Source organism: Pseudomonas sp. R9.37 (assembly GCF_963878885.1).
In the GTDB taxonomy this organism is placed as follows: domain Bacteria; phylum Pseudomonadota; class Gammaproteobacteria; order Pseudomonadales; family Pseudomonadaceae; genus Aquipseudomonas.
Genome location: NZ_CAWNZA010000011.1, coordinates 222,715 through 248,762, shown reverse-complemented (window position 1 = coordinate 248,762; position 26,048 = coordinate 222,715). Strand labels below are relative to the sequence as shown.

The window sequence follows — 26,048 nt, the reverse complement described above, 5'->3', positions numbered from 1 at the left end:
GACCTGTAAGGTGACTGACACACCGTTTTCGCGAGCAAGCCCGCTCCCACATTTGTATCCCTGTTGGATTGGCAGTCAGCGGCGGTCTGCTACTACGCCAATCAGCACCAGCACCACCACCAACACTGGCGCCAGGCTGTAGTTATTGAACTGGCTCAACCCCCGCACGATCCATGGCGTGGCGTAGATCAACGCCGCACCGCTGCCGATCATGCACACCAGCGCCATCAAGGGGACGCGCAATGCGCCCGCGATACTGCCCAGGCGGGCCTCGACCCAGCCTTTGATATCGGCGCCGAACAACACCAGCAAGCAGCCGACAAGAGCCAGAGAGATTTCCGACAGGTTACTTCGGCTCCAGCGGGATACGGTGGCGAGCAGGTCGAGTACCAAATCCATTCGAATTCCTTAGAGCGTCAGCTCAAAAACTTCTGCAACAGGTCATTGAGAAAGAGTTGCCCGCGGTCGGTCGCCGCCAGGCGTGACGGTTCGACCTGCATTAAGCCACTTTGTTCTGCCTCCTTGCGGCCTTCGTCCAGGCTCGCCAGGTCGAGGCCGGTGCGCTCGGCATAGAGCTTGGCGTCGACGCCGTCGGTGAGCCGTAACGCGTTCATGAGGAACTCGAATGGAAGTTCTTCATTGGTCAGTTCTTTCGCCCCGGCCTGAAAGCTTTTGGCCGGGTTAAGGTAATCCTTGGGTGCTCGGGTCTTCCAGGTGCGCACGATGCGCCCGTCCGGGTGGCTGAGCTTGCCGTGGGCGCCGGCGCCGATGCCGATAAAATCGCCAAAGCTCCAGTAATTCAGGTTATGCCGCGCCGGGCGGCCCGCTTGGGCATACGCCGACACTTCATATTGCGCGTAACCGTGTTCAGCCAGCAGCGCCTGGCCGGCTTCCTGAATGTCCCACAGGGTGTCATCTTCCGGCAGCGCGGGCGGCTGGTTCCAGAACACGGTGTTGGGTTCCAGGGTCAGCTGATACCAGGACAGGTGCGTCGGTTTCAGGGCGATGGCCTGGCGCAAGTCGCTCAGGGCGTCGTCCAGGGTTTGATCGGGCAAGCCATGCATCAGGTCCAGGTTGAAGTTATCAAACCCGGCCTGGCGCGCCATGCCGGCGGCGCGCACGGCTTCGTCACCGTTGTGAATGCGGCCCAGGGCTTCGAGCTTCTCCTGCTGGAAACTCTGGATGCCGATGGACAGGCGGTTGATGCCCAGCGCGCGGTAGGCCACGAACTTCTCTTGCTCGAAGGTCCCGGGGTTGGCTTCCAGGGTGATTTCGATGTCGTCGGCAAACGGGATGCGTGCTTCCACGCCCTTGAGCAAACGGCCCAGCGCAGCGGCGCTGAACAAGCTTGGCGTGCCGCCACCGAAGAAGATCGAACTGAGTTCACGGCCATAAACCGCGTGCAGGTCTTGATCAAGGTCAGCCAGCAACGCGTCCACGTACTCTTCTTCCGGCAGCACTTTGCTGGCGGTGTGGGAGTTGAAGTCGCAATACGGGCATTTGCGCACGCACCATGGAATGTGGATGTACAGCGCCAAGGGCGGCAGGTGCGGCAGGGCCGCCCGAGGCGTTTGCGCGCCGCCGTGGATCAGCGGCTGCGCGGAGGTGTTCTGGGTCATTTCAGGCTCAGGCGTTGGCGCAGCAAATCCATTGCGCGGGCGCGGTGGCTGATCTGGTTCTTGTCGGCCGGGCTCAGTTCGGCGCTGGAAACATTACGCTCCGGCACCCAGAACAGCGGATCGTAGCCAAACCCGTGCTCGCCACTGGCCGCATGCAGGATGCGCCCGTGCCACAGGCCTTCGCAGAGGATCGGCAGCGGGTCGTCGGCGTGGCGCACCAGCGCCAGCACACAGACAAACTGCGCACCGCGCATCGCGTCCGGCACGTCCTTGAGAGCGTCCAGCAACTTGGCGTTGTTGGCCGCGTCGCCCTTGCCGTCGGCATACCGCGCCGAATAAATGCCAGGAGCTCCGCCCAGGAAGTCCACCGCCAGGCCCGAATCATCCGCCAGCGCAGGCAAACCGGAGATACGCGCGGCGTTGCGGGCCTTGAGGATCGCGTTTTCGACAAACGACAGGCCGGTTTCTTCCGGCTCGACCTGGCTGAACTCGCCGATCGAGCGCAGTTGCACAGAATCACCGAGCATCGCCTGGAGCTCTTTGAGTTTGCCGGCGTTATGGCTGGCCAGTACGAGTTGTGTGAGGTTCATCAGTCGGCCGGAAACAGTTCTTGGTTGAATTGGAAACCGTGGGCTTTGCCGCCGGTTTCAACATTGATGGTGAAAATCTTGGTTTCCTGCTGTGGCACCGCGTACTGGGCGACATACAGCGTGGAGCCGTTCTGGATGATTTTCTTGAACGTGAGCATCTCGCTCTTGCCGCCCAGGTCTTTGATCGTGCCGGTGACGGTTGCGTCGATCGGTTCGACGCCCTTGTTCACGAACACATTGATCATGCCCAGCTCTTTGCTGCGTACGATCCCGGCTTCCTGAGCCATTTCCGGCGTCAGGAAACTCGTGGTCAGGGTGTTGTAATGCACCGTGATATCGCCGAATTCTTTCTGGCGATTACCATCGATGGCATCCGCCGCCATGGCGCTGACGCCCAGGCATGCGGTGAGTAGAAATACAGCCAAACGACTCATGTTCGTCCTCCTTGAAAATGGTTAGACGGCAATTTGATGGTCCGTGAGGCCAGGACTGCTGACGCGGTAGATCCCGATTTCGCCCAACAGATTGGGCCATAGCTTACTCGCCCAGCCGTGGCGATGCTGTTGATCGACGGCAAGGCGGTTGATGACTTTGGCCTCACGCTCTCCGCACAAGGCTTCGAAGTCTTCGAAGGTGCAGAAGTGGATGTTCGGGGTGTTGTACCACGTGTAAGGCAGGAAGTCCGACACCGGCATCCGGCCCTTGGTGGCCAGGTACCAGCGGCAGCGCCAGTGGCCGAAGTTGGGGAAGGTAATGATGCATTGGCGGCCCACACGCAGCATTTCGTCGAGAATACGGTCCGGGTAGTGCACGGCTTGCAGGGCCTGGGTCATCACCACGATGTCGAAGCTGTTGCTGGCAAAGTTGCCCAGGCCCTTGTCCAAGTCCTGCTCGATCACGTTGATGCCCTTGGCCACGCATTGGGCAATGTTGTCCGGGTCATTTTCCAGGCCGTAGCCGGTGACTTGCTTGTTGTCGCGCAGCCAGCTCAGCAGTTCGCCATCACCGCAACCGAGGTCGAGCACGCGGCTGTCGGCGGGGATCCAGTCTTGGATGATTTCCAGGTCGGCTCTCATGGCGTTCTCACAGAGTTATGCGGTTCATGTAATTGCTGAAAGCCTGCAGGTAGCGCGGGATCGGAATCAGGAAGGCGTCATGGCCTTGCGGAGCATCGATCTCCAGGTAGCAGACATCTTTCTTGGCGGCCATCAGCGCGTCCACCAGCTCACGGGAGCGGGCCGGCGAGAAGCGCCAGTCGGTGGTGAACGACATCACGCAGAACTTGGCGCTGGCACCCTCAAAGGTTTTCGCCAGGTCGTCGTTGAAGTTGGCGGCCGGGTCGAAGTAGTCCAGCGCCTTGGTCATCAGCAGGTAGGTGTTGGCGTCGAAACGCCCGGAAAACTCCTCGCCCTGATAGCGCAGGTAGCTTTCAACCTGGAACTCGACGCTGTGGAAGTCGTAGTTGAGCTTCTCGCTCTTGAGGCCACGGCCGAATTTTTCGCCCATGGAGTCATCGGACAGGTAAGTGATGTGCCCGACCATGCGCGCGAGCATTAAGCCACGCTTGGGGATCACGCCCGCTTCCTGGAACGAACCGCCGTGGAACTCGGGGTCGGTGAGGATGGCCTGGCGCGCCACTTCGTTGAAAGCAATGTTCTGCGCCGACAGTTTCGGCGCCGAAGCGATTGCCAGGCAATGGCGCACGCGGTCCGGGTAGGAGATGGTCCATTGCAGCGCTTGCATGCCGCCCAGGCTGCCGCCGATCACTGCAGCCCACTGGCCGATGCCCAGCAGGTCAGCCAGGCGCGCCTGGCTGTGCACCCAGTCTTCCACGGTCAGCACCGGGAAATCCGCGCCGAACGGTTTGCCGGTTTCCGGGTTGAGGCTGCTCGGGCCGGTGGAGCCGTTGCAGCCGCCGAGATTGTTCAGGCTGACCACAAAGAATTTGTTGGTGTCGATGGGCTTGCCGGGGCCGATGCAGCTGTCCCACCAGCCGGGCTTGCGCTCGTCGGCACTGTGGAAACCGGCGGCGTGATGATGGCCGGACAAGGCATGGCAGATCAGCACGGCGTTGCTCGCCGTGGCGTTCAGTTGGCCATAGGTTTCGTAGATCAGGTCATAGGCCGGCAGCGAACGGCCGCAGGCCAGGGCCAGCGGTTCGCTGAAGTGCGCCACTTGGGGCACGACCAGTCCAACAGAATCGGGGGGGAAGGCAGCTGGCATCGACCCTGCTCTCGTTTAAATGAGGCGTAAGTCTAAAGACCGCTGCACCTAGCGGCAAGCAAAGGCCTGCGCCCGTACGCAGATACAAAATGTGGGAGCGGGCTTGCTCGCGAATGCGGTGTGTCAGTCAGCGAAAATATCGACTGATCTACCGCATTCGCGAGCAAGCCCGCTCCCACAATTTATCCGCGTTTCAAATCAGGCCAAACAGCTCCTTGGGCATGAACGCGTAGTAGGCCAGGCGCGGGATCACCCAGCTTTGCAGCAGCTGGATCGCGATAAACGCGAAGATCGGCGAGATATCCAGGCCGCCCAGGTTCGGGATCAACCGACGGAACGGCGCCAGCACCGGCTCGGTGATCTGGGCCACCAGCTCCGCGCCAGGGCTACGGCTGCCGGGTGCAACCCACGAGAGGATCACGCTGATGATCATCGACCAGAAGATGATCTTCAAAAACAGCGAGAAGATACCGATCAGGCCCCATGGCAACAGCAGCGGGGTGAAGGCCTGGTAGCCGTTGAGCATCAGGATCACCACAAACAGCAAAATCTGCAGCAGCAGCGCCAGCACCAGCGATGACATGTCCAGGCCGAACAGGCTTGGGATCACGCGGCGCAGCGGTTTGAGCAGCGGTTGGGTGGCTTTCACCACGAACTGGCAGAGCGGGTTGTAGAAGTTCGCCCGCACCAATTGCAGGATAAAGCGCATCAGCACGATCAGCAGGTACAGGCTGCCCAAGGTCTGGATGATGAAAATGGCAGCGTCATTGATTCCGAGCATGTTTGTTTCCTATCGGGTCCAGTTGCAGGGGACGACTATTTGCCCAGTTGCTCGGCCATCTCGGCCGAACGATGTGCCGCAGCACCCAGGGCTTTTTCCACCAGGGCTTCAAAGCCACCGGCCTGGAACGATTCAATGGCCGCTTGCGTAGTGCCACCCGGCGACGTTACGCGGCGGCGCAGTTCGGCGGCGTCCACGTCGCTGTCGACGGCCATGTTGGCGGCGCCCAGCGCGGTTTGCTCAGCCAGTTGCTCAGCCACTTCGTGTGGCAGGCCCAGTTTCACGCCGGCGGCGGTCATGGCTTCGATCAACAGAAAGAAGTACGCCGGGCCGCTGCCGGAAACGGCGGTGACCGCGTCCAGTTGCTGTTCCTGTTCCAGCCACACGGCGATGCCGACGGCGGACAACAGTTCTTGCGCCTGATCGCGTTGCTCGGCCGTCACTTCGGCGGTGGCGTACAGGCCACTCACGCCCTTGCGCAGCAGCGCCGGGGTGTTGGGCATGCAGCGCACGATTGGCTGTTCACCGAGCCAGGTGTTCATGCTGGCGCAGGTGATGCCGGCGGCGATCGACACCACCAGTTGGTGTGGCTGCAGGCTTGGGCGCAGGCTTTCGCACACGGCCTTCATGGCTTGCGGTTTCACCGCCAGTACGATCACGTCAACGCCCTGGATCGCCTCGGCGTTGTCGGCAAAGGTTTCAATGCCGTGCTCGGTGCTGACGCGGGCGCGGGTGTCGGCGCCCGGGTCGCTGGCGCGGATCTGGGAGGCTTCGAGGCCTTTGGCCCGCAGGCCGCCGATCAGGCTGGCCGCCATGTTACCGGCGCCGATAAAGGCAATACGCGTGTTGCTCATGACAGGTCCTTATTCAGAGGAAAGTCAGCCATTTCACGGCTGGCCGTAGTCGCGGGCGCCAAACAGGGCGGTACCGATCCGCACCCAGGTGGCGCCTTGGGCGATGGCCGACTCGAGGTCGTGGCTCATGCCCATGGAAAGTGTGTCCAGCGCCAGATTCAGGCTGGCTTGCAGGTCTCTCACCGCTGCGAACGCCGCATCTTGTGCGGCGCGATCTTCAGTCGGCTCGGGGATCGCCATCAAGCCGCGCAGTTTCAGGCGCGGCAAAGCGCTGATCGCAAGGGCCAGGGCCGGCAGATCTGCGGGCGTACAGCCGGATTTGCTGGCTTCGCCACTGACGTTGACCTGGATGCAGATGTTCAGCGGCGGCAGGTCGGCCGGGCGTTGTTCGGACAGGCGTTGAGCGATTTTCAAGCGGTCCACGGAATGTACCCAAGCGAAGTTCTCGGCGATCGCACGAGTCTTGTTCGATTGAATGGGGCCAATGAAGTGCCAACTCAAGGGCAGGTCGGTTAATTGCGCCTGTTTGCCCAAGGCTTCCTGCAGGTAGTTCTCGCCAAAATCGTGCATCCCGGCGGCGTAGGCCTCGCGCACGGCTTGCGCGGGTTTGGTCTTGCTCACGGCCAGCAGGTGGATGCTGTTTTCGTCACGTTGCACGGCGTGGGCCGCGGCACGGATCCGCTCGCTAACCAGGCCAATGTTGTCTGCTATCGTCGACATTCAAGATGCACCCGTGGATATGGAGTCCGCGGCATTCTACTGGAAATGGAAAGCCCTATGGATATCACTGAATTGCTGACGGCCAGCGTGCGCCGTGGCGCCTCCGACCTGCATTTGTCGGCCGGCCTGGCACCGATGCTGCGTGTCGATGGCGAGGTCTGGCCGCTGGAAGGCCCGGTGCTCACGCCCCCGCAAGTTGCGGATTTATTGAGCCCTTTGCTCAACAGCTACCAACAAAAGGATTTCAAAACATCTCTTGAAACCGATTTTGCCTTCGAACTGCCGAGCGTGGCGCGGTTCCGGGTGAACGTATTTCAGCAGGACCGCGGCATGGGGGCGGTGTTTCGCACCATTCCCGCCGAGGTGCAGAGCCTTGAAAGCCTCGGGCTGGGGGCGGTGTTCCAGCGGATCGCGCAACTGCCGCGCGGCCTGGTGCTGGTCACCGGGCCGACCGGGTCGGGCAAGTCCACCACGCTGGCAGCAATGATTGACTACCTCAACGGGCATCGACGCCAGCACATCCTCACCCTCGAAGACCCCATCGAATTTATCCACAGGCCGAAAATGGCCTTGATCAACCAGCGCCAGGTGCACCGCGATACCCACAGCTTTTCGGCGGCGCTGCGTTCGGCTCTGCGTGAAGACCCGGATGTGATTCTGGTGGGCGAATTGCGCGACCTTGAGACCATCCACCTGGCGCTGACCGCCGCTGAGACCGGGCACCTGGTATTTGGCACCCTGCACACCACGTCGGCCGCAAAGAGCGTGGACCGGCTGGTGGACGTGTTCCCGGCAGCGGAAAAGGCCATGGTGCGCTCGATGCTCTCGGAATCGTTGCAGGCAGTGGTGTCGCAAGTGCTGGTCAAGAAAATCGGCGGCGGGCGGGTGGCGGCTCACGAGATCATGCTGGGGACACCGGCTATTCGTAACTTGATCCGTGAAGACAAAGTGGCGCAGATGGTCTCGGCGATCCAGACCGGTGGGGCGCTGGGGATGAAAACGTTGGACATGAGCTTGAAGGCGTTGGTCAGCGAGGGGCTGATCAGCCGGGAAGATGCGCGGGGGCAGGCGAGGGTGCCTGGGGACATCTGAGGTCTTGCGGGCAATGAAAATCAAATGTGGGAGCGGGCTTGCCCGCGAATGCGCAGTGTCAGTCACCAGCTTGGTTGACCGATCTAACGCATTCGCGAGCAAGCCCGCTCCCACATTGGTTACCGCATATCAGACTGAAATCAGCGCTGCACAACCCGCAGGTTGTTGTTCTGCTCTTTCGGCAGAACCCGTTTGGCAATCACGTAGTTCTTGTCCCAGAACGGCTTTTTCAGCGTGTCGATGCTTACCGACTTGCCACGACGCGGTGCGTGGATGAAGCGGTCGTTGCCCAGGTAGATGGCAACGTGATTGACCTGGCGGCTCTTGAGCTTGAAGAACAACAGGTCGCCCGGTTTCAGGTCTTTACGATCAACCTTCAGCCCGTGACCGGCGGCCATGGCGTTGGACGTGCGTGGCAAATCCACCGCTTTGACGTCATTAAACGCATATTTCACCAAACCACTGCAGTCGAACCCTTTACTTGGGCTGCTGCCGCCCCAACGATAAGGTGTACCGAGCACATTAACCGCGCGGCTGAGGACGTTGCTGCTTTGTTTGGTGTTGACTGCCATCAGGCCGGCGGTTGCTTTACCGTGGGCCTTGCTCACTTGAGTCGGGCGGTTGACGGTCAGCTTTACCGACTTGGCGGTGCCTGGTGTGCTGTGAACTTTAGGGGTGAAACCGTTAACGTTAGGAAGACGTTGCTCACGATTGGTGGCGTGGGCGGCCAGTGGCATTAATAGGCAGATGGTTAGCCATGTCTTGAAAAATGGTCGCATTAGGCGTGGCTCTTTTTGGTTTGCGCGCAACTTTATAACAGCTTTTTGTGTCGTTCTAAGGCCGTTTGTCGACTGAACCCTGGGGTCAAATTCAGGAAAAACGCGACGAATTGCCGCTATTGTCCTGCAGAGGTCAGGTGGCATAAGGCTTTGCGGGAAGGAAGATACCATTTGCCGTGCGTCGGGCGCCCGTAAAAAAGTCACAAAGAAAATGAAAAAATTTATCTATCGAGGCAAAAGAGGTACTCCATGAACACCTATCGACAGGATGTGATGCAGCAGGACACCCACAGCAAGGTGATCGGTTACCTGCTGTGGATTTTCGGTTTTACCGGGGCGCACCGCTTCTATTACGGCAAGCCGGTGACCGGGACGATCTGGTTTTTCACCTTTGGACTTTTCGGGATCGGCTGGCTGATCGACTTGTTCCTGATCCCCGCCATGGACCGTGAAGCAGACCTGCGTTTTACCGCCGGGCCGATCGAATACAACGTGGCCTGGGTACTGTTGGCGTTCCTGGGCGTGTTCGGGCTGCACCGCATGTATCAGGGGAAATGGATCACCGGCCTGATCTACCTGCTGACCGGCGGTTTGTTCCTGTTGGGCGTGCTGTATGACTTCTGGACGCTGAATACGCAGGTTTCGATCCGCAATGCCGAGCGCAACAACGGCCGATAAGCGCGCATACATTCAATGCGAGCACGGGCAATGTGGGAGCAGGGCTTGCCCGCGATAGCATCACCTCGGTCTGGCTGAAAGACCGAGGTGCCTGCATCGCAGGCAAGCCAGCTCCCACGGTGGCCACTTTAGATTTTGCGATCTATCAGGCCTGGTAGCTGATCCGCCCATCCACCAAGGTGTACCGCACCGTCGCCGGCAGGCTATGGCCGATGAACGGGCAGTTTTCGCCCTTGGACAGCCAGTGTTCCCCGGCAACCGTGGAGCTGGTCGGATCAAACAGCACCAAGTCCGCCGCCGAACCCACCGCCACCTTGCCCGCCGGCAGCCGCAAGGCCTCAGCCGGGCCGGCACTCAGGCGCGCCAACAGCGTTGGCAGGTCGAGCAGACCGTCTTGCACCAGGGTCATCGCCAGCGGCAGCAACAGTTCGACACTGCTGATGCCCGGCTCGGTCGCGCCAAACGGCGCCAGCTTGGCATCACGCTCATGGGGTTGGTGGTGGCTGGAGATTGCCGACACCACACCCGACTTCACGGCCGCGCGCAAACCGTCGCGGTCGGCCAGCGTGCGCAGCGGCGGCTGCACGTGATAGAGGCTGGAGAAATCGATCAGCGCTTCATCGGTCAAAATCAGCTGGTACAACGCCACGTCCGCCGTCACCGGCAGGCCGCGCGCTTGTGCCTGGGCGATCAGGGCCACGCCGCGCGCGCTGGTCAACTGGCTGAAGTGCGCACGCACGCCACTTTGCTCCACCAGCAGCAGATCACGGGCCAGGGCCACGGTTTCAGCGGTTTCCGGGATGCCCGGCAGGCCGAGGAAACTGGCGACGGCGCCTTCATGGGCCAGGCCGCCTTCGGCCAGGTCGCGGTCCTGGGAGTGGAAGATCACCGTCAGGTCGAAGGTGGCCGCGTATTCCAGGGCGCGGCACAGCGTGCGCGTGCTGCGAAAACTTTCCAGCCCGTTGCCGAATGCCACGCAACCGGCGTCGCGCAGGGCGATCAGCTCGGCGAGTTGTTCGCCTTCCAGGCCTTTGCTCAGCGCGCCAATGGGGAACACTTTGCAATTGCCGGCTTCGCGGGCGCGGTCCAGGATCAGCTCGGTCACCGCCGAGGTGTCCAGGATTGGCTTGGTGTGCGGCGGGCAGCACAGGCTGGTGACGCCACCGGCAGCGGCAGCGCGGGTTTCACTGGCGATGGTGCCTTTGCGGCTGTAACCCGGTTCGCGCAGGGCGACGTTCAGGTCGACCAAACCAGGCGCGGCCACCAGGCCTTTGGCGTCGATCGTCTCGCTGGCGTTGAAGCCCGCAGGCGCAGCGCCAATGGCGAGGATCTTGCCGGCTTCCAGGTGAAGATCGGTAACTTGATCCAGGCCGCTGGCCGGATCGATGACTCGGGCGCCGAGAATGCTGAGCTTCACTGGGCGTTCTCCTGCTCGAATTGACGTTGCGCGGTTTGCCCGCTCATGGCCATGGACAACACCGCCATGCGCACGGCGATGCCGTAGGTCACTTGATTGAGGATCACCGATTGGCTGCCGTCGGCCACCGCCGACTCAATTTCAACCCCACGGTTGATCGGCCCTGGGTGCATCACGATGGCATCCGGCTTGGCGCCGGCCAGCCGCGCGGTGGTCAGGCCGAACAGGCGGTAGAACTCACCTTCGCTCGGCAGCAGGCCGCCGGCCATGCGCTCGCGTTGCAGGCGCAGCATGATCACCACGTCAACGTCCTTGAGGCCTGCGGTCATGTCGGTGTAGACCTTGACGCCGTACTGCTCGATACCGATCGGCAGCAGGGTTTTCGGCGCGATCACGCGGATGTCCGGGCAACCCAGGGCTTTGAGGGCCAGCATGTTCGAGCGCGCGACCCGCGAGTGCAGGATGTCGCCGACGATGGCCACCGAGAGGTTTTCAAAACCGCCCTTGTGCCGACGGATCGTCAGCATGTCGAGCATGCCTTGGGTCGGGTGCGCGTGACGGCCGTCGCCGCCGTTGATGATTGCCACGTTCGGGCACACATGCTCGGCGATGAAGTGTGCGGCGCCGGAGTCGCCGTGGCGCACCACGAACATGTCGGCGGCCATGGCTTCGAGGTTGCGCAGGGTGTCGAGCAGGGTCTCGCCCTTGCTCGCCGACGAGGTCGACACGTTCAGTGTGATCACGTCGGCCGAGAGTCGCTGGGCCGCCAGTTCAAAGGTGGTGCGGGTGCGGGTGGAGTTCTCGAAGAACACATTGCAGATGGTCTTGCCGCGCAGCAGCGGGACCTTCTTCACCGCGCGGCCACCGACTTCGAGGAACGAGTCGGCGGTGTCGAGGATTTCAGTCAGCAGTTCGCGGGGCAAACCGTCGAGGGACAAGAAGTGTTGCAACTGGCCCTGAGCATTGAGCTGCAGCGGGCGCTTGGCATCTAGAGGCGTCATCGCGGGGACTCTGTACAAGGCGGTTTAAAGGGCAAGGTCTTGCAGTTCGAGTTCGAGCGGCGTGGGACCGGACAATTTTACCCGCTGGTGGGCCTCCAGGGACAGGGTGGCACCGACCACATCCGGGCTGATCGGCAATTCGCCAGCGTCCAGGTCGAGCAGGCACACCAGCGTCACGCTGGCCGGGCGGCCGTAATCGAACAACTCGTTCATGGCGGCGCGAATGGTGCGGCCGCTCATCAGTACGTCGTCGATCAGCACCAGGTGCTGGCCTTCGATCTCGAACGGCAGGGCCGAAGGGCGCACCTGCGGGTGCAGGCCGTTCTGGCTGAAGTCGTCGCGGTAGAAAGACACGTCCAGCGTGCCCAGCGGCGAATCGCTGCCCAGCTCCTCCAGCAACGCTTGGGCCACCCACACACCACCGGTGCGAATGCCGATGAAGCGCGGTTCGCTGATGGCACGGTGTTGCAGGTGCGCCTTGAGGCGAATCGCCATCTGGCTGATCAGGTCGGCGGGATTGGGCAGGCTCATGGTGGCTCCTTCAAGGCCTCGCGCAGGCAAGGTCCGGGCTCAAACGTAAAAAGACGCGGCAAGCCGCGTCAGTCAGGATTCAAATAAAGCGGTGTTTTCATCCAGCCAACCCTGCAACAGCAGGGCGGCCGCGATGGCGTCCACCGGGTTGTCGCGGTAGCTGCCTTTCTGCCCGCCACGGTCACGGCGCTCACCCTTGGCTTCAAAGGTGGTCAGGCGCTCGTCGTGGGTATAGAAGGGCAGGTTGTAGCGGCCATTGAGGCGGCGGGCGAACTTTTCGGCGCGCAGGCACATGTCGCTGGGGGTGCCGTCCATGTTCAAGGGCAGGCCGACCACGACGGCGTCGGGTTTCCACTCCTTGATCAGGGCCTCGACCTGGTTCCAGTCCGGCACGCCGTTCTGGGCCTTCAAGGTGCACAACTCGCGGGCCTGGCCGGTAATCACCTGGCCGACCGCTACGCCGATCTGTTTGGTGCCGTAGTCAAAACCGAGGAGCAAGCGCAAGGCCATCAGGCGTGCCCCGCCTGGCTGGTCAGCAGGTTGAGGTTGACCCGCAACTTGGCTGCCGCCGCTTCCAGGCGCAGCTCGCTGGCGGTGTTGAATAGAATGTCGGCGTCGAACGGGCAAGTCAGCCAGGCATTGCTGGCCAGTTCGGCTTCCAGTTGCCCGGCTTCCCAGCCGGCGTAGCCGAGGGTGATCACACTTTGCTCAGGCCCCACGCCGTCGGCGATGGCGAACAACACGTCCTGGGACGTGGACAACGACACACCTTCCAGGTCGACCGTGGCCTGGAACTTCGGCCCGGTGGGGTGCAGCACAAAACCGCGGTCGGTCTGCACCGGCCCGCCGATGTAGATCGGTACGTTTTGGCAGCGCGCCGGCGGGTCGATCTCGGGGCGCAGTTGCTCAAGAATGTCGGCCAGGTTCAACTCTTGCGGGCGGTTCACCACCAACCCCATGGCACCATTGGCCGTGTGCTCGACGATGTAGGTCAAGGTTTGCGCAAAGTTCGGGTCGGCCATATGGGGCATGGCGATCAGGAATTGGTGCTTGAGGTAGGTCGGGCTGACATTTTTCATGTCCGCTAGTGTGGCGTCGGAGGGGCGAACTGACAAGCTGCGGCGGACGCTAATTGTGGTAAGCGGGCTTGCCGTGGCGGGTAGGCTTGTTGTGGCGAGCGAGCTGTTGTGGCGAGCGGGCTTGCCTCGCGTTGGGGCGCGAAGCGGCCTTGAAATCTGGCGCTGTGGTCTTTCAGGCAGCGCGCGGTGGCCCTGTTGGGGGCCGCTTCGCAGCCCAGCGCGGGGCAAGCCCGCTCGCCACGAAAAGCCCGCTCGCCACACGGGCACGCAGCCTTTGGCAGGGTGTAGGAACGATCAGTTACTGGAAAGCCGATCACCCCGGGCAAACTTCCATGTGCGGATGATTTCCAGGCGGTCTATGTCGTTCAAGTCGCCGGTAAACGGTGCGAAAGGCGCGGCCAGGCGCACGATGCGCTGAGCCGCCTGGTCCAGCAACGGTTGGCCGGACGACTCCAGCACCTGCACTTCATATAACGAACCGTCGCGGTTGATCGACACCAGTAAGCGCAAATTGCCATAGATCTGCTGGCGCCGGGCTTCGTCCGGGTAGTTGAGGTTGCCGATGCGTTCGACCTTCTTGCGCCATTCGTCCTTATACCAGGCGCCTTTGTCGCGCATGGTCGAGGCGGCGTTCAGGCGATAGATGCGCGGGCGCTTGGCGTACAACTGTTGTTCGTTGGCCAGTTCGGCTTCGAGGCTGGAGATCTGGTCGGAGAGCTGTGAGCTGTCGAAGGTCGGCGCCGGCTTGACCGGCTCGGGCTGTGGCTCGGTCTTGGTTTTCTCGCGCTGGGTCGGGGCTTTTTGCGGTTTCGGCGCAACAGTGGTCACGGCGGCCTTGGGCGCGGCCTGCTTGACCTCAGGCTTGGGCGTCGGCGGCGGGGTGACTTTATTCACCTTGTTGTCCTGGAACGGTGCCACTTCGGTGGTCTTGGGCACGGCCTTTTTGTCGAGCGTGCCGCTGCCTTGCTGATTGTCCTGGGCGAGAAAGTCAGCCTTTTCGGGCTTTTTTTCGCTCTTGAACGTGGCGAGGGTGATTTCCAGGGTTTTGGTGATCTGCTTGGGCTCGGCAAAGGTGAAACCCAGGCCGAGTAACAAGGCGAGGTGGATCAGCGCTGCCAGAAACAGGGTAAATCCGAGCCGATCAGCCGGGCGCACGCCGCTGTGGGAGAGTTCGGGGGGCAGATCGGGCGGGAGCGTCATGACAAAAAAACCAACATCGCGCGTTTCACAGGTGCCGCATGATAACGCAATGTTGGTGTGTGTCCGGCTGTTCTATGTCACTTGGCTTGCAGCTTGCGCTCGATGGCTGCCATCAACATTTCGCCGATGTTCGTGCCAAATGCGTTGTCGATCTCGCGAATGCAGGTCGGGCTGGTGACGTTGATTTCGGTGAGATTCTCACCAATTACGTCCAGTCCTACGAACAGCAGGCCTTTTTCGCGCAGCGTTGGGCCGACTTGAGAAGCGATCCAACGGTCTTTGTCCGACAGCGGTCGCGCTTCACCGCGACCGCCGGCTGCCAGGTTGCCACGGGTTTCGCCTGCGGCCGGGATGCGCGCCAAGCAATAATCCACCGGCTCGCCGTCGATCATCAGGATGCGTTTGTCGCCGTCCTTGATCGCCGGAATGTAAGCCTGGCCCATGATCTGCTGGGTGCCCAGCGCGGTCAGGGTTTCCAGGATCACCGACAGGTTAGGGTCGCCGGCACGGTGGCGGAAGATCGACGTGCCGCCCATGCCGTCCAGCGGCTTGAGGATCACGTCGCCGTGCTTGGCGGCGAATTCACGCAACACGTCGGCGCGGCGGCTCACTACGGTAGGCGGCGTGCACTGTGGGAACAGGGTGGCGAACAGCTTTTCATTGCAGTCGCGCAGGCTTTGCGGCTTGTTGACGATCAGCACACCAGCCCGCTCGGCCTGTTCCAGCAAGTAAGTGGAGTAGACGAATTCCATGTCGAACGGCGGGTCCTTGCGCATCAAGATCACGTCCAGATCGCTCAAGGGGCTATCGATTTCATCCGCAAGCTCGAACCACTTTTCAGGGTTGGCAAACACCTGCAGCGGGCGCATGCGTGCGCGGGCCTCGCCGTCGCCCTGGTAAAGGTCCGGCTGCTCCATATAGAACAGCGTCCAGCCGCGGGCCTGGGCGGCCAGGAGCATGGCCAGCGAACTGTCCTTTTTATAGGAAATGCTGGCAATAGGGTCCATGACAATGCCGACGCGAACGCTCATGGGGGATTTCCTCTAGCAAATTAGGGCGCATAAAAGTGGCGTCAGAGTGGCGCTGCGGCTGTTGTGGGTCAAGGAAAAACCACCTGGCCGGTTGCTCGATAGATTGCGCCCGGAGACTGTGCTAAAAAGACTCCCACGGTGCAGCAGCCCTTGAATTCCAAGGCTTGCAGCGCTCATCCTGTGCAACATCAGGCAGTACACACCGAAAACCGATTCGCTGTGGCGATGGTAGAGCAGATATGGAACAGCATTCCAACGCCTTGAGAGTGATGGTGATCGACGATTCGAAAACGATCCGCCGCACCGCCGAGACCCTGTTGAAGAACGTGGGGTGCGAAGTCATCACGGCCATCGACGGTTTCGATGCACTGGCCCGGATTGTTGATCATCACCCGCACATTATCTTTGTCGACATCATGATGCCGCGCCTGGATGGCTATCAAACCTGCGCGCTGGTGAAGAACAACCCGGCGTTCAAGTCGATTCCGGTGATCATGTTGTCCTCCAAGGACGGCCTGTTCGACAAGGCCAAGGGGCGCATCGTGGGTGTCGATCAGTTTTTGACCAAGCCTTTCAGCAAGGAAGAACTGCTGAGCGCGATCAAGGCCTACGTGCCCGGCTTCGCCGCAGTAGAACAAGCACACTGACACCGCCTCACAAGGGCCGGCGTCCACCAATGTAGTGGGGAAAACCATGGCACGTGTTCTGATCGTCGACGATTCGCCGACCGAAATGTACAAACTGACCGGCATGCTGGAAAAGCACGGCCACCAGGTCCTCAAAGCCGAAAACGGCGCAGACGGCGTGGCCCTGGCCCGTCAGGAAAAGCCCGACGCCGTGCTGATGGACATCGTGATGCCGGGCCTCAATGGCTTCCAGGCCACCCGCCAGCTGTCCAAGGAGCCGGAAACCAACGGCATCCCGATCATCATCATCACCACCAAGGATCAGGAAACCGACAAGATCTGGGGCGCACGCCAGGGCGCCAAGGATTACCTGACCAAACCCGTGGACGAAGACACCCTGATCGCCACCCTGAACAAGGTGTTGGCCGGCTGACGGCACGCCATCATGACCGAGTCACAAACCGCCTTCGAGCTGCTGCTGGACATCGACCGCCGCTGCCGCCTGCTGGCCGCCGACCTGCCGTCCCAGGAAACCCGCCTGCAACGTTGGAGCGGGATCGGTTTTCGCCTGGGGCCGTATTGGTACGTGGCGCCGATGGGCGAAGTCGCCGAGGTGTTGCATGAACCGCGCTGCACCTTGATGCCCGGCGTCAAGCCCTGGGTCAAAGGCGTGGCCAACCTGCGTGGGCGTTTGCTGCCGGTGATGGACCTGGGCGGGTTCCTTGAGCTCGGGCTGTCCAGGGCCCGCAAGCAACGGCGAGTGCTGGTGGTGGAATTCAACGACTTGTTTGTCGGGCTGCTGGTGGACGAGGTGGTGGGCATGCAGCATTTCGCACAGGACGCACTGTTGGCGAGCACCGCGCCCACCGCGCCGTTTATCCAGGGCCAGTTCGACAGTGACCAGCTGTGGCAGGTCTTCAGCCCCTTCGCTTTGGCCCAGGCCCCAGGCTTCATGGATGTCGCCGCATGACCACCGCTACCACGCCCAAACCGCAAGCCGCATCGCGCAGCCGTTCGCAGATCATCGTGCTGTTTATCGCGCTGATCGTGTTCATCATGCTGTTGTTCGCCAACTTCGCGTACCTCAATACCCAGTCCACGTACGACAAACAGTACATCGGCCACGCCGGTGAGCTGCGCGTGCTGTCCCAGCGCATCGCCAAGAACGCCACCGAAGCCGCCGCCGGCAAGGCGGCCGCGTTCAAGCTGCTGGGCGATGCACGCAACGACTTCGCCCAGCGCTGGGGCTATCTGAAAAAAGGCGATACCGAGACTGGCCTGCCGGCTGCACCCAACGCGGTACGCGCCGAAATGCGCGCGGTGCAGACCGACTGGGAAGCGCTGCTGAAAAACACCGACGCGATCCTCGCCAGCGAACAGACCGTGTTGTCGTTGCACCAAGTGGCCGCGACCCTTGCCGAAACCGTGCCGCAATTACAGATGGAATCGGAAAAGGTCGTCGACATTCTGCTGCAGCGCGGCGCCCCGGCCAGCCAGGTGGTGTTGGCCCAGCGCCAATCATTGCTGGCCGAACGCATCCTTGGCGCGGTCAACACCGTGTTGGCCGGCGACGAAACTTCGGTGCAGGCCGCCGATGCCTTTGGCCGCGACGCCAACCGTTTTGGCCAAGTGCTTAACGGCATGCTCCAGGGCAACGCCGGCCTGCGCATTGCTCAGGTTGAAGACCACGACGCCCGTGCGCGGCTGGCGGAAATCGCCGAGCTGTTTGAATTTGTCTCCGGCTCCGTGGATGAAATTCTCGAAACCTCGCCGCAGCTGTTCCAGGTACGCGCCTCGGCGAGCAATATTTTCAACCTGTCGCAAACCCTGCTCGATGAAGCCTCGCACCTGGCCACCGGGTTTGAAAACCTCGCCAGCGGGCGCAGCTTCGACACCATCGGCGGCTACGTATTGGGCTTGCTGGCGCTGACCTCGATCATTCTGATCGGCCTGGTGATGGTGCGCGAGACCAACCGCCAGCTGCATGAAACCGCCGAGAAAAACGAGCGCAACCAGAACGCGATCATGCGCCTGCTCGATGAAATCGAGGACCTGGCCGATGGGGACCTGACGGTGACCGCCTCGGTCACCGAAGACTTCACCGGCACCATCGCCGACTCCATCAATTATTCCGTGGACCAGCTGCGCGATCTGGTGGCGACCATCAACCTCACAGCCGGGCAAGTGGCCGGCGCGGTGCAGGAAACCCAGGCCACCGCCATGCACCTGGCCCAGGCCTCGGAGCATCAGGCCCAGCAAATCGCCGAGGCTTCTACCGCGATCAACCAGATGGCCCAATCCATCGACCAGGTGTCGGCCAACGCCGCCGAGTCCTCGGCGGTGGCGGAGCGCTCGGTGGAAATCGCCAACAAGGGCAATGAGGTGGTGCACAACACCATCCACGGCATGGACAACATTCGCGAGCAGATTCAGGACACCGCCAAGCGCATCAAACGCCTGGGCGAGTCGTCCCAGGAGATTGGCGACATCGTCAGCCTGATCGACGACATTGCCGATCAGACCAACATCCTTGCCCTTAACGCCGCGATTCAGGCGAGCATGGCCGGTGATGCCGGGCGCGGGTTTGCCGTGGTGGCCGACGAAGTGCAGCGGTTGGCCGAGCGCTCATCCGCCGCCACACGCCAAATTGAAACCCTGGTGCGGGCGATCCAGACCGACACCAATGAAGCGGTTATTTCCATGGAACAGACCACCACCGAAGTGGTGCGTGGCGCGCGGCTGGCGCAAGACGCCGGGGTGGCGCTGGAAGAGATCGAAGGCGTGTCGAAAACCCTGGCAGCGTTGATCCAGAGTATTTCCAACGCGGCGCAGCAACAGACCTCGTCGGCCGGGCAGATTTCCCTGACGATGAACGTGATCCAGCAGATCACCACGCAGACGTCATCGGGCTCGACCGCCACGGCGGAGAGCATCGGCAACCTGGCAAAAATGGCCAGCCAGTTGCGCCGATCGGTGTCAGGTTTCACCCTGCCACCGGCACGATCGGCGGATGATTGAAATGCAATCAAAATGTGGGAGCGGGCTTGCTCGCGAATGCGGCGCATCAGTCACCTGATCTATTAGCTGACCCTCCGCATTCGCGAGCAAGCCCGCTCCCACACTAGATCTTCATTGGTCTTCAGATCTTGGCAACACACGCAATTCACGAATTCTAAGCGGAGCAGTTATGGTTGATCGGCACGACTACGTGGCCCTCGAATGGGTCAAGGGCGACATTGCCGAAACCCTGAAACAGGCCCGTTCGGCGCTGGACACGTTTGTCGAAACCCGCGACAGCGACGCCATTGCCGAGTGCCTGGCCGGCATCCACCAAGTGCATGGCGCGCTGCAAATGGTCGAGTTCTACGGCGCGGCGCTGCTGGCCGAAGAGATCGAAGCACTGGCCCTGGCCCTGCAAGCCGAGCGCGTCAGCCAGCGCGATGAAAGCATCCGCCTGCTGCAACAGGCCCTCGGCCAACTGCCGCTGTACCTCGACCGCGTGCACAGCGCCCGCCGCGACCTGCCATTGGTGGTGTTGCCGCTGCTCAACGACCTGCGCAGTGCGCGTGGTGAAAGCCTGCTGTCGGAGACCAGCCTGTTCAGCCCGCAACTGTTGTCGATTGCGCCGTTGCCCGACGAGGCCTTGGCCCAGCGCATGCTGCCGGACCTTAACGAGCAACTGCGCCAGTGGCATCAATTGCTGCAACAGGCCCTGGCCGGGCTGTTGCGTGAAGACCACGGCCCCAGCAACCTGGAAGACATGGCGCGGGTGTTCGCGCGCCTCGAAGCGCTGTGCCAGGGCGCGCCATTGCTGCCATTGTGGCAAGTCACCTCGGCGCTGGTCGAAGGCATGCTCACCGGCGTGATCGCCAACAGCCCGGCGCTGCGTAGCCTGCTCAAGGCCAGCGACAAGCAACTCAAGCGCCTGCTGGCCCAGGGCATCGGCGGCATCAACCAGCCAGCGCCGGATGAGCTGCTTAAAAGCCTGTTGTTCTACGTGGCCAAGGTCACCCGGCCGACGCCGCGCATGCAAAGCCTCAAGGAACGTTACGGGCTGGATGAAGCCTTGCCCGACAGCGCGGTGGTCGATGCCGAGCGTGCACGTTTGGCTGGACCTGACCGCAATGCCATGGGCTCGGTGCTCGGCGCCTTGTGCGAGGAGCTGGTGCGGGTCAAGGAGCGCCTCGACCTGTTCGTGCGCAGCGACCGCCAACACACCAACGACCTCGATGCCTTGCTGGCGCCACTGCGCCAGATCGCCGACACCTTGGCGGTGCTGGGCTTTGGCCAGCCGCGTAAGGTCATCATCGATCAGCTTGCGGTGGTGCTGAGCCTGGTGCAGGGCCAGCGCGAACCCAATGACGCGGTGTTGATGGATGTTGCCGGCGCCTTGCTCTACGTCGAGGCCACGCTGGCGGGCATGGTGGGCACCGTCGAGCCGGAAAGCCGTGAAGAAAGCCGCCTGCCTACCACCGACCTGACCCAGATTCATCAATTGGTGATCCGCGAATCCTGCCAATGCTTGCGTCAGGCCAAAGAGCTGGTGATCGATTGCCTTGAGGCCGATTGGGACCGCCAGCGCCTGGAGTCGCTGCCCGAGCTGCTCAGCCAGGTGCGCGGCGCGTTGGCGATGATTCCGCTGCCACGCGCGGCGAGCTTGATGCGTGGTTGCACCCACTATGTCGATGAACAGTTGATGACCAGCGCTGCGCCGCCGCCCGAAGCGCAGCTGGCGCATTTCGCCGACGTGGTCAGCAGCCTCGAATACTACCTGGAACGCATGCTCCAGGACCCCGACGCCGCCGGCGAACGCGTGCTGGAGCTGGCCACCCAAGGCCTGGCTGCACTCGGCTACCTGCCGGTCGAAAAGCCTTGGCGCCAAGCGCTGGTCGCGCCGGATGGGGCATTGTCGAGCGAGAGCGCGCCGAGCCAGTCCCAGTTCGATGCATTGGCCAGCCCCACGTCGCGCCTGAACCCACCCGCCCAGCACCGCCCCGGCAGCCTGCTGCCGCCGCCGGCCGGTGAAGCCTCCATCGACGATGAGCTGCGCGAAGTCTTCCTCGAAGAAACCGACGAAGTCCTCGACGTGTTGCATCGCTACTTGCCCAACAGCGCGGATAAAACCGCCCAAAGCGAGATGCGGCGTGCCTTCCACACGCTCAAAGGCAGCGGCCGGATGGTCCGCGCCCTGGTACTGGCCGAGCTGGCCTGGGCGGTGGAAAACCTGCTTAACCGCGTGCTCGAACGCAGCGTGGCGCTCGACGCCGAGGTGCAACACGTGCTGGATGAAGCCGTGGCCTTGCTGCCGGAGCTGATCGCCGACTTTGCGGCCGACGACCAACGCCAGCGCGACGAAGTCGACGCCCTGGCGGCCCGTGCCCACGCCTTGGCCAGCGGCACTCAACCGGTCGCAGAGCCCCATGACCCGATGTTGCTGGAGATCTTTCGCAACGAAGCCCAGAGCCACCTGGAAAGCCTCAACCACTTTCTGCAACAGGCCGCCGAGCATGTGCCGCTGCAAGTCAGCGATGAACTGCAACGTGCCCTGCACACCCTCAAGGGCAGCGCCTACATGGCCGGCGTGTTGCCGATGGCCGAACTGGCGCGACCGCTCGATCACCTGACCCGCGAATACAAGGCCCACCGCCTGCCGCTGGACCTGGATGAAGTGGAACTGCTGCTGGAAGCCGAAGGCCTGTTCCAGCGCGGGTTGCGTCAGCTGGACAGTGATCCGCTGGTGCCGATCAAGGGCGCGCCGGATTTGATCAGCCGCACGCAAAGCCTGCTCGACCAACAGCTGCAAGCCTTGCTCGACGCGCCCAACACCGGGCTGCGCATCAAGCGCGACCCGCAACTGATCAGCAACTTCCTGGCCCAGGGCATGGACATCCTGCTGGACGCCGAAAGCCTGCTGCGCCGCTGGCAGCAACACCCCGGCGAACGCCAGGAGCTGACCGCGCTGCTGGACGAATTGACCACCCTGGGCGAGGGCGCGCACCTCGCCGACCTGCACGCCATCGACGAACTCTGCGAAGCCTTGCTCGACCTCTATGGCGCTGTGGAAGAGAGCAGCCTGGCGGTCAGCGAACGGTTTTTCCATGAGGCCGAACAGGCCCATGAAGCGCTGATCAACATGCTCGACCAGCTGGCGGCCGGCCAGGAAATCAACCCGGCGCCGGCGCGGGTAGACGCCCTGCGCGAACTGCTGGATGAAGCCCTCGACCCGTCCGCCACCGGCCTGATCAAAAGCGACGGCGGGCGCGCCCCGAGCATTTCAGAACTGGGCGCCGCCACGGCCCGGTTGGGCCAGGACACGGCGATGGACGACGAGATCGTCGAGATTTTCCTGGAAGAGGCAGTGGACATCCTCGACAGTGCCGGGCAGTCGCTTAAACGCTGGCTGCTGGAACCGGACAGCGCGGCGCCGTTGTCGTCGTTGCAGCGTGACCTGCACACCCTCAAGGGCGGCGCGCGCATGGCCGAAATCGGCCCGATTGGCGACCTCGCCCATGAGCTGGAATGCCTGTACGAAGGCCTGGTGGACCGCCGCTACAGTTACTCGACCGAACTGTCCCAAGTATTGATGGCCAGCCATGAGCGGCTGGCCTTGCAGCTCGATCAATTGCAAGACCACCAACCCCTGAGCGACTCCAGTGATTTGATCGCTCAGTTGCGCGCGTTGCGCCAGAACAACGCGCCCGCCACTGCGCCCACAGAACCTGAAACCGCAGCGGCTGATCCCGAGTTGCTGGATATCTTCCTCGAAGAAGCCGCCGACATTCTCGACAGTTCAAGCAGCGCGTTGCTGCGTTGGCAGGCCGAGCCGAGCAATCGCCAGGAGGTGGAAACCTTGCTGCGCGACTTGCACACCCTCAAGGGCGGCGCGCGCATGGTCGAAATCGGGCCGATTGGCGATTTGGCCCATGAACTGGAGTTTCTCTACGAAGGCTTGTCTGCCGGTTTGCTCGCGCCGTCGCCGGAACTGTTCGCCTTGCTGCAAGGCTGCCATGACCGCCTGGCGCAGATGATCGACGCGGTGGCGGGCGGTTTGCCGGTGGGGTCGGTGGATAAACTCATCGAGCGCATCAGAAGCCTGGTGCACCCCGGTGATGAGCCGCTGGCGCCCGTAGCCTTGCCGGCCGGCAAGGCGGACGCGGCGGTGGACCCCGGCGCCGACATGGTGAAAATTTCCGCCGACTTGCTTGATGATCTGGTCAACCTAGCCGGTGAAACCTCGATCTTCCGTGGCCGTATCGAGCAGCAAGTCAATGACGCGCGTATCGCGCTCAACGAAGTCGAAACCACCATCGAGCGCATGCGTGACCAACTGCGCCGCCTCGACACCGAAACCCAGGGCCGCATTCTCAGTCGTCAGCAGGCCGAGGCCGAGCGCCTGGGTTATGAAGAGTTCGACCCGCTGGAAATGGACCGTCATTCGCAACTGCAGCAGTTGTCGCGTGCGCTGTCCGAATCGGCCTCCGACCTGCTGGACCTCAAGGAAACCCTCGACCGTCGCAACGGGGATGCACACAACCTGTTGCAGCAACAGGCGCGCATCAACACCGAGTTGCAGGAAGGCCTGATGCGCACGCGCATGGTGCCGTTCGAACGCATGCTGCCGCGCCTCAAGCGCATCGTGCGCCAGGTGGCGGAGGAGTTGGGCAAGGACGTTGAATTCGTGGTCGGCAATGCCGAAGGCGAGATGGACCGCAACGTGCTGGAACGCATGGTGGCGCCGCTGGAGCATATGCTGCGCAATGCCGTCGACCATGGCCTGGAGTCCCGCGAGGCGCGCGTATTGGCCGGTAAACCCGAGAAGGGCCGGATCAGCCTGGACCTGACCCACGAAGGCGGCGATATCGTCTTCGACATGCGCGATGACGGTGCCGGTGTGCCCCTGGACGCGGTGCGGCGCAAAGCGATCAAGCGCGGCCTGCTCGCACCTGATCAAGACATGAGCGACCGCGACGTGTTGCAGTTTATCCTGCAGCCGGGCTTTTCCACCGCCGAAAAAATCACCCAGATTTCCGGGCGCGGCGTGGGCATGGACGTGGTGCACGAAGAAGTGCGCCAGCTCGGTGGCTCGATGTTCATCGACTCGACGCCGGGTGCGGGCGTGCACTTTCGCATTCGCCTGCCGTTTACCGTGTCGGTCAATCGCGCGCTGATGGTGCAATGCGCGGACGACCAATATGCGATCCCGCTCAACACCATCGAAGGCCTGGTGCGCGTGCTGCCCCACGAGCTGGCCGGGCACTATCAGCAAGACCCGCCGCGCTATGAATACGCTGGTCAGCGCTATGAGTTGTTCTACCTCGGCGACCTGCTGCACACCGTCGCCCGGCCGAAACTGCTCGGCCAATACCAGCCAGTGCCGGTGTTGCTGGTGCAATGCAACGAGCGACGCGTGGCGGTGCACGTGGACGCCATGGCCGGTACGCGCGAGATCGTGGTCAAGGGCCTGGGGCCGCAGTTTGCCGGGGTGCAGGGTTTGTCCGGCGCGACCATCCTCGGTGATGGCCGTGTGGTGCTGATCATCGACTTGCTCGCGCACATCCGTGCACGCCAGCCAGCGTTGCCGGCGCAGTCGGTGGACGCGCCACTGGTCCTCAACGACCCGCTGAAAAAGCGCCCGCTGCTGGTGCTGGTGGTGGACGACTCGGTCACCGTGCGCAAAGTCACCAGCCGCCTGCTGGAGCGCAACGGCATGAACGTGCTCACCGCCAAAGACGGCATCGACGCCATCGCGCTGCTCGAAGAACACACCCCGGACCTGATGCTGCTCGACATCGAAATGCCGCGCATGGACGGCTTCGAAGTGGCGATTCAGGTGCGCAACGATCCCCGGCTGATGCGCCTGCCGATCATCATGATCACCTCACGCACCGGCCAGAAGCACCGCGATCGCGCCATGGCCATCGGCGTCAACGACTACCTCGGCAAGCCGTACCAAGAGTCGGTGCTGCTGGAAAGCATCGCCTACTGGAGCAAGTCCCATGCTTGACCACCGCACCAGCCAACTCACCGGTCTGCTGCTGCCCCTGGCCGACCGCCACTTGGTGCTGCCCAACGTCGCCATCGCCGAACTGATCGACTTCCAACGCGGCGAACCCGCCAGCGACGCGCCGCCGTGGTACCTGCGGCAAGTGACATGGCGCGATCGGCAATTGCCGCTGATCAGCTTTGAAGCCGTGTGCGGTGAAGCCAGCGTGACCGGCGAGCGCTCGCGGATTGTGGTGCTGAACGCGCTGGGCGGGCGGCCGACGTTGAAGTTTATTGCGATGGTGATTCAGGGGATTCCACGTTCGTACAAGTTGGATAGTCAGCTGAGTTATGTCGACGTGCCGCTGTGCCCGCTGGAACTGGCGGCGGTGCAGGTGGGCGAGCATGTGGCGAAAGTGCCGGATTTGATGGGGCTTGAAGCGTTGTTGGTCGAGTCCGGCCTCGCCTGAGCGTAATCCTTGAGAAGCCCCAATGTGGGAGCTGGCTTGCCTGCCATGGCGGAGTGTCAGTCACTGCATCAACAACTGACCCACCGCCATCGCAGGCAAGCCAGCTCCCACACTGAATTGTGTTCAATCGCGCAAACCGCTCAGTCGCCTCTTATGCTTTTTATCGTTTTCGGCGCGAACAGTGGATGTGTTATCAAATTCAATCAAACGTTAGGGTTTTCGTGACAAAAAATTGTCGTTGATGATCGTACCTTATCGCCATTTCGGATCTGCTAATGATGAGGGTTGATCGCTCACATGTCGGAATGGGATGGAGTTGCTGTAGGCGAGTTCTGCATTTGGATTAAGCGGGTTTTCAGGCCTGAGTGGAGTGGC

Annotated in this window: 25 protein-coding genes; 8 read left to right on the top strand and 17 right to left on the bottom strand. The window is 62.1% G+C overall.

All coding sequences use genetic code 11. From position 1 onward, the window contains the following. Positions 1-75: 75 nt before the first annotated feature. The 9 genes from AACU78_RS07805 to AACU78_RS07765 all read right to left on the bottom strand — a co-directional run bounded on the left by AACU78_RS07805 (position 76) and on the right by AACU78_RS07765 (position 6,787). Entirely contained in the window at positions 76-399 is a 324-nt protein-coding gene (locus tag AACU78_RS07805; RefSeq protein WP_016972961.1) for a DUF3392 domain-containing protein, read from the bottom strand. Positions 400-416: 17 nt separating this feature from the next. Next, a complete protein-coding gene (hemW, locus tag AACU78_RS07800) occupies positions 417-1,619 on the bottom strand; it encodes a radical SAM family heme chaperone HemW (RefSeq protein WP_106575686.1) in 1,203 nt (400 codons plus the stop codon). Further along, positions 1,616-2,212: an RdgB/HAM1 family non-canonical purine NTP pyrophosphatase gene (gene rdgB / locus AACU78_RS07795; protein ID WP_049711104.1), complete on the bottom strand. Its 597-nt coding sequence runs from the start codon at positions 2,210-2,212 to the stop codon at positions 1,616-1,618. The genes hemW and rdgB overlap by 4 nt, the downstream gene beginning before the upstream one ends. Then, complete coding sequence (locus AACU78_RS07790) at positions 2,209-2,643, bottom strand: DUF4426 domain-containing protein (RefSeq protein ID WP_106575685.1); 435 nt, start codon at positions 2,641-2,643, stop codon at positions 2,209-2,211. The genes rdgB and AACU78_RS07790 overlap by 4 nt, the downstream gene beginning before the upstream one ends. Positions 2,644-2,664: 21 nt before the next feature. Next, positions 2,665-3,285: a methionine biosynthesis protein MetW gene (metW, locus tag AACU78_RS07785; protein WP_106575684.1), complete on the bottom strand. Its 621-nt coding sequence runs from the start codon at positions 3,283-3,285 to the stop codon at positions 2,665-2,667. A gap of 7 nt (positions 3,286-3,292) precedes the next feature. Then, entirely contained in the window at positions 3,293-4,432 is a 1,140-nt protein-coding gene (gene metX, locus AACU78_RS07780; protein WP_106575683.1) for a homoserine O-succinyltransferase MetX, read from the bottom strand. 193 nt (positions 4,433-4,625) lie between these two features. Continuing rightward, on the bottom strand, positions 4,626-5,213 hold the full coding sequence (locus AACU78_RS07775) for a YggT family protein (protein WP_106575682.1): 588 nt from the start codon (positions 5,211-5,213) through the stop codon (positions 4,626-4,628). Positions 5,214-5,248: 35 nt separating this feature from the next. Continuing rightward, positions 5,249-6,067 (bottom strand): pyrroline-5-carboxylate reductase, encoded by an 819-nt coding sequence (gene proC / locus AACU78_RS07770; RefSeq protein WP_106575681.1) that lies wholly within the window; start codon positions 6,065-6,067, stop codon positions 5,249-5,251. A 33-nt stretch (positions 6,068-6,100) separates the two neighbouring features. After that, positions 6,101-6,787, bottom strand: a complete 687-nt coding sequence (locus AACU78_RS07765; protein WP_106575680.1) for a YggS family pyridoxal phosphate-dependent enzyme — start codon at positions 6,785-6,787, stop codon at positions 6,101-6,103. Positions 6,788-6,844: 57 nt separating this feature from the next. On the opposite strand from AACU78_RS07765, the gene AACU78_RS07760 reads away from it, so the two are divergent. Continuing rightward, complete coding sequence (locus AACU78_RS07760) at positions 6,845-7,879, top strand: type IV pilus twitching motility protein PilT (protein WP_106575679.1); 1,035 nt, start codon at positions 6,845-6,847, stop codon at positions 7,877-7,879. Between the two features lie 140 nt (positions 7,880-8,019). On the opposite strand, the gene AACU78_RS07755 is transcribed toward AACU78_RS07760, so the two are convergent. Next, on the bottom strand, positions 8,020-8,658 hold the full coding sequence (locus tag AACU78_RS07755; protein ID WP_106575678.1) for a C40 family peptidase: 639 nt from the start codon (positions 8,656-8,658) through the stop codon (positions 8,020-8,022). A gap of 249 nt (positions 8,659-8,907) precedes the next feature. Here AACU78_RS07755 and AACU78_RS07750 point away from each other — a divergent pair, with 249 nt between their 5' ends. Then, positions 8,908-9,336 carry a TM2 domain-containing protein gene (locus AACU78_RS07750; protein WP_106575677.1) on the top strand — a complete coding sequence of 143 codons (429 nt, stop codon included), beginning with the start codon at positions 8,908-8,910 and terminating at the stop codon, positions 9,334-9,336. Positions 9,337-9,481: 145 nt separating this feature from the next. Here AACU78_RS07750 and AACU78_RS07745 read toward each other — a convergent pair whose 3' ends face one another. From AACU78_RS07745 to gshB, 7 genes are all read right to left on the bottom strand, one after another. Continuing rightward, a complete protein-coding gene (locus AACU78_RS07745) occupies positions 9,482-10,753 on the bottom strand; it encodes a dihydroorotase (RefSeq protein WP_106575676.1) in 1,272 nt (423 codons plus the stop codon). After that, complete coding sequence (locus tag AACU78_RS07740) at positions 10,750-11,754, bottom strand: aspartate carbamoyltransferase catalytic subunit (RefSeq protein ID WP_106575675.1); 1,005 nt, start codon at positions 11,752-11,754, stop codon at positions 10,750-10,752. Before AACU78_RS07740 ends, AACU78_RS07745 begins: the two co-directional genes overlap by 4 nt. Before the next feature lie 24 nt (positions 11,755-11,778). After that, the gene (gene pyrR / locus AACU78_RS07735) at positions 11,779-12,285 is read right to left on the bottom strand and encodes a bifunctional pyr operon transcriptional regulator/uracil phosphoribosyltransferase PyrR (protein WP_106575674.1); all 507 of its coding nucleotides are present in this window, start codon (positions 12,283-12,285) and stop codon (positions 11,779-11,781) included. Positions 12,286-12,357: 72 nt separating this feature from the next. Next, the gene (ruvX, locus tag AACU78_RS07730; RefSeq protein WP_106575673.1) at positions 12,358-12,795 is read right to left on the bottom strand and encodes a Holliday junction resolvase RuvX; all 438 of its coding nucleotides are present in this window, start codon (positions 12,793-12,795) and stop codon (positions 12,358-12,360) included. After that, on the bottom strand, positions 12,795-13,364 hold the full coding sequence (locus tag AACU78_RS07725; RefSeq protein WP_106575672.1) for a YqgE/AlgH family protein: 570 nt from the start codon (positions 13,362-13,364) through the stop codon (positions 12,795-12,797). Before AACU78_RS07725 ends, ruvX begins: the two co-directional genes overlap by 1 nt. A gap of 294 nt (positions 13,365-13,658) precedes the next feature. Then, positions 13,659-14,564: an energy transducer TonB gene (locus AACU78_RS07720; protein ID WP_106575671.1), complete on the bottom strand. Its 906-nt coding sequence runs from the start codon at positions 14,562-14,564 to the stop codon at positions 13,659-13,661. A 77-nt stretch (positions 14,565-14,641) separates the two neighbouring features. Then, a complete protein-coding gene (gshB, locus tag AACU78_RS07715) occupies positions 14,642-15,595 on the bottom strand; it encodes a glutathione synthase (RefSeq protein ID WP_106575670.1) in 954 nt (317 codons plus the stop codon). A gap of 239 nt (positions 15,596-15,834) precedes the next feature. Here gshB and pilG point away from each other — a divergent pair, with 239 nt between their 5' ends. The 6 genes from pilG to AACU78_RS07685 all read left to right on the top strand — a co-directional run bounded on the left by pilG (position 15,835) and on the right by AACU78_RS07685 (position 25,673). Continuing rightward, the gene (pilG, locus tag AACU78_RS07710) at positions 15,835-16,242 is read left to right on the top strand and encodes a twitching motility response regulator PilG (protein WP_106575669.1); all 408 of its coding nucleotides are present in this window, start codon (positions 15,835-15,837) and stop codon (positions 16,240-16,242) included. 46 nt (positions 16,243-16,288) lie between these two features. Further along, positions 16,289-16,654, top strand: coding sequence for a twitching motility response regulator PilH (gene pilH / locus AACU78_RS07705; protein ID WP_003234583.1), 366 nt, complete (start codon positions 16,289-16,291; stop codon positions 16,652-16,654). A gap of 12 nt (positions 16,655-16,666) precedes the next feature. Next, on the top strand, positions 16,667-17,191 hold the full coding sequence (locus tag AACU78_RS07700) for a chemotaxis protein CheW (RefSeq protein ID WP_106575668.1): 525 nt from the start codon (positions 16,667-16,669) through the stop codon (positions 17,189-17,191). Next, positions 17,188-19,239, top strand: a complete 2,052-nt coding sequence (locus AACU78_RS07695) for a methyl-accepting chemotaxis protein (RefSeq protein WP_106575667.1) — start codon at positions 17,188-17,190, stop codon at positions 19,237-19,239. The genes AACU78_RS07700 and AACU78_RS07695 overlap by 4 nt, the downstream gene beginning before the upstream one ends. A gap of 169 nt (positions 19,240-19,408) precedes the next feature. Then, positions 19,409-25,225 carry a hybrid sensor histidine kinase/response regulator gene (locus tag AACU78_RS07690; RefSeq protein WP_106575666.1) on the top strand — a complete coding sequence of 1,939 codons (5,817 nt, stop codon included), beginning with the start codon at positions 19,409-19,411 and terminating at the stop codon, positions 25,223-25,225. After that, positions 25,218-25,673: a chemotaxis protein CheW gene (locus tag AACU78_RS07685; RefSeq protein ID WP_053258465.1), complete on the top strand. Its 456-nt coding sequence runs from the start codon at positions 25,218-25,220 to the stop codon at positions 25,671-25,673. Before AACU78_RS07690 ends, AACU78_RS07685 begins: the two co-directional genes overlap by 8 nt. The last annotated feature ends 375 nt before the right edge of the window (positions 25,674-26,048 follow it).

Excerpts from the sequence above, each read along its gene's own strand:
- AACU78_RS07805 (WP_016972961.1), bottom strand. The coding sequence starts at position 399 with ATGGATTTGGTACTCGACCTGCTCGCCACCGTATCCCGCTGGAGCCGA.
- hemW (WP_106575686.1), bottom strand. The coding sequence starts at position 1,619 with ATGACCCAGAACACCTCCGCGCAGCCGCTGATCCACGGCGGCGCGCAA.
- AACU78_RS07790 (WP_106575685.1), bottom strand. The coding sequence starts at position 2,643 with ATGAGTCGTTTGGCTGTATTTCTACTCACCGCATGCCTGGGCGTCAGC.
- metW (WP_106575684.1), bottom strand. The coding sequence starts at position 3,285 with ATGAGAGCCGACCTGGAAATCATCCAAGACTGGATCCCCGCCGACAGC.
- metX (WP_106575683.1), bottom strand. The coding sequence starts at position 4,432 with ATGCCAGCTGCCTTCCCCCCCGATTCTGTTGGACTGGTCGTGCCCCAA.
- AACU78_RS07775 (WP_106575682.1), bottom strand. The coding sequence starts at position 5,213 with ATGCTCGGAATCAATGACGCTGCCATTTTCATCATCCAGACCTTGGGC.
- proC (WP_106575681.1), bottom strand. The coding sequence starts at position 6,067 with ATGAGCAACACGCGTATTGCCTTTATCGGCGCCGGTAACATGGCGGCC.
- AACU78_RS07765 (WP_106575680.1), bottom strand. The coding sequence starts at position 6,787 with ATGTCGACGATAGCAGACAACATTGGCCTGGTTAGCGAGCGGATCCGT.
- AACU78_RS07760 (WP_106575679.1), top strand. The coding sequence starts at position 6,845 with ATGGATATCACTGAATTGCTGACGGCCAGCGTGCGCCGTGGCGCCTCC.
- AACU78_RS07755 (WP_106575678.1), bottom strand. The coding sequence starts at position 8,658 with ATGCGACCATTTTTCAAGACATGGCTAACCATCTGCCTATTAATGCCA.
- AACU78_RS07750 (WP_106575677.1), top strand. The coding sequence starts at position 8,908 with ATGAACACCTATCGACAGGATGTGATGCAGCAGGACACCCACAGCAAG.
- AACU78_RS07740 (WP_106575675.1), bottom strand. The coding sequence starts at position 11,754 with ATGACGCCTCTAGATGCCAAGCGCCCGCTGCAGCTCAATGCTCAGGGC.
- pyrR (WP_106575674.1), bottom strand. The coding sequence starts at position 12,285 with ATGAGCCTGCCCAATCCCGCCGACCTGATCAGCCAGATGGCGATTCGC.
- ruvX (WP_106575673.1), bottom strand. The coding sequence starts at position 12,795 with ATGGCCTTGCGCTTGCTCCTCGGTTTTGACTACGGCACCAAACAGATC.
- AACU78_RS07725 (WP_106575672.1), bottom strand. The coding sequence starts at position 13,364 with ATGAAAAATGTCAGCCCGACCTACCTCAAGCACCAATTCCTGATCGCC.
- AACU78_RS07720 (WP_106575671.1), bottom strand. The coding sequence starts at position 14,564 with ATGACGCTCCCGCCCGATCTGCCCCCCGAACTCTCCCACAGCGGCGTG.
- gshB (WP_106575670.1), bottom strand. The coding sequence starts at position 15,595 with ATGAGCGTTCGCGTCGGCATTGTCATGGACCCTATTGCCAGCATTTCC.
- pilG (WP_106575669.1), top strand. The coding sequence starts at position 15,835 with ATGGAACAGCATTCCAACGCCTTGAGAGTGATGGTGATCGACGATTCG.
- pilH (WP_003234583.1), top strand. The coding sequence starts at position 16,289 with ATGGCACGTGTTCTGATCGTCGACGATTCGCCGACCGAAATGTACAAA.
- AACU78_RS07700 (WP_106575668.1), top strand. The coding sequence starts at position 16,667 with ATGACCGAGTCACAAACCGCCTTCGAGCTGCTGCTGGACATCGACCGC.
- AACU78_RS07695 (WP_106575667.1), top strand. The coding sequence starts at position 17,188 with ATGACCACCGCTACCACGCCCAAACCGCAAGCCGCATCGCGCAGCCGT.
- AACU78_RS07690 (WP_106575666.1), top strand. The coding sequence starts at position 19,409 with ATGGTTGATCGGCACGACTACGTGGCCCTCGAATGGGTCAAGGGCGAC.
- AACU78_RS07685 (WP_053258465.1), top strand. The coding sequence starts at position 25,218 with ATGCTTGACCACCGCACCAGCCAACTCACCGGTCTGCTGCTGCCCCTG.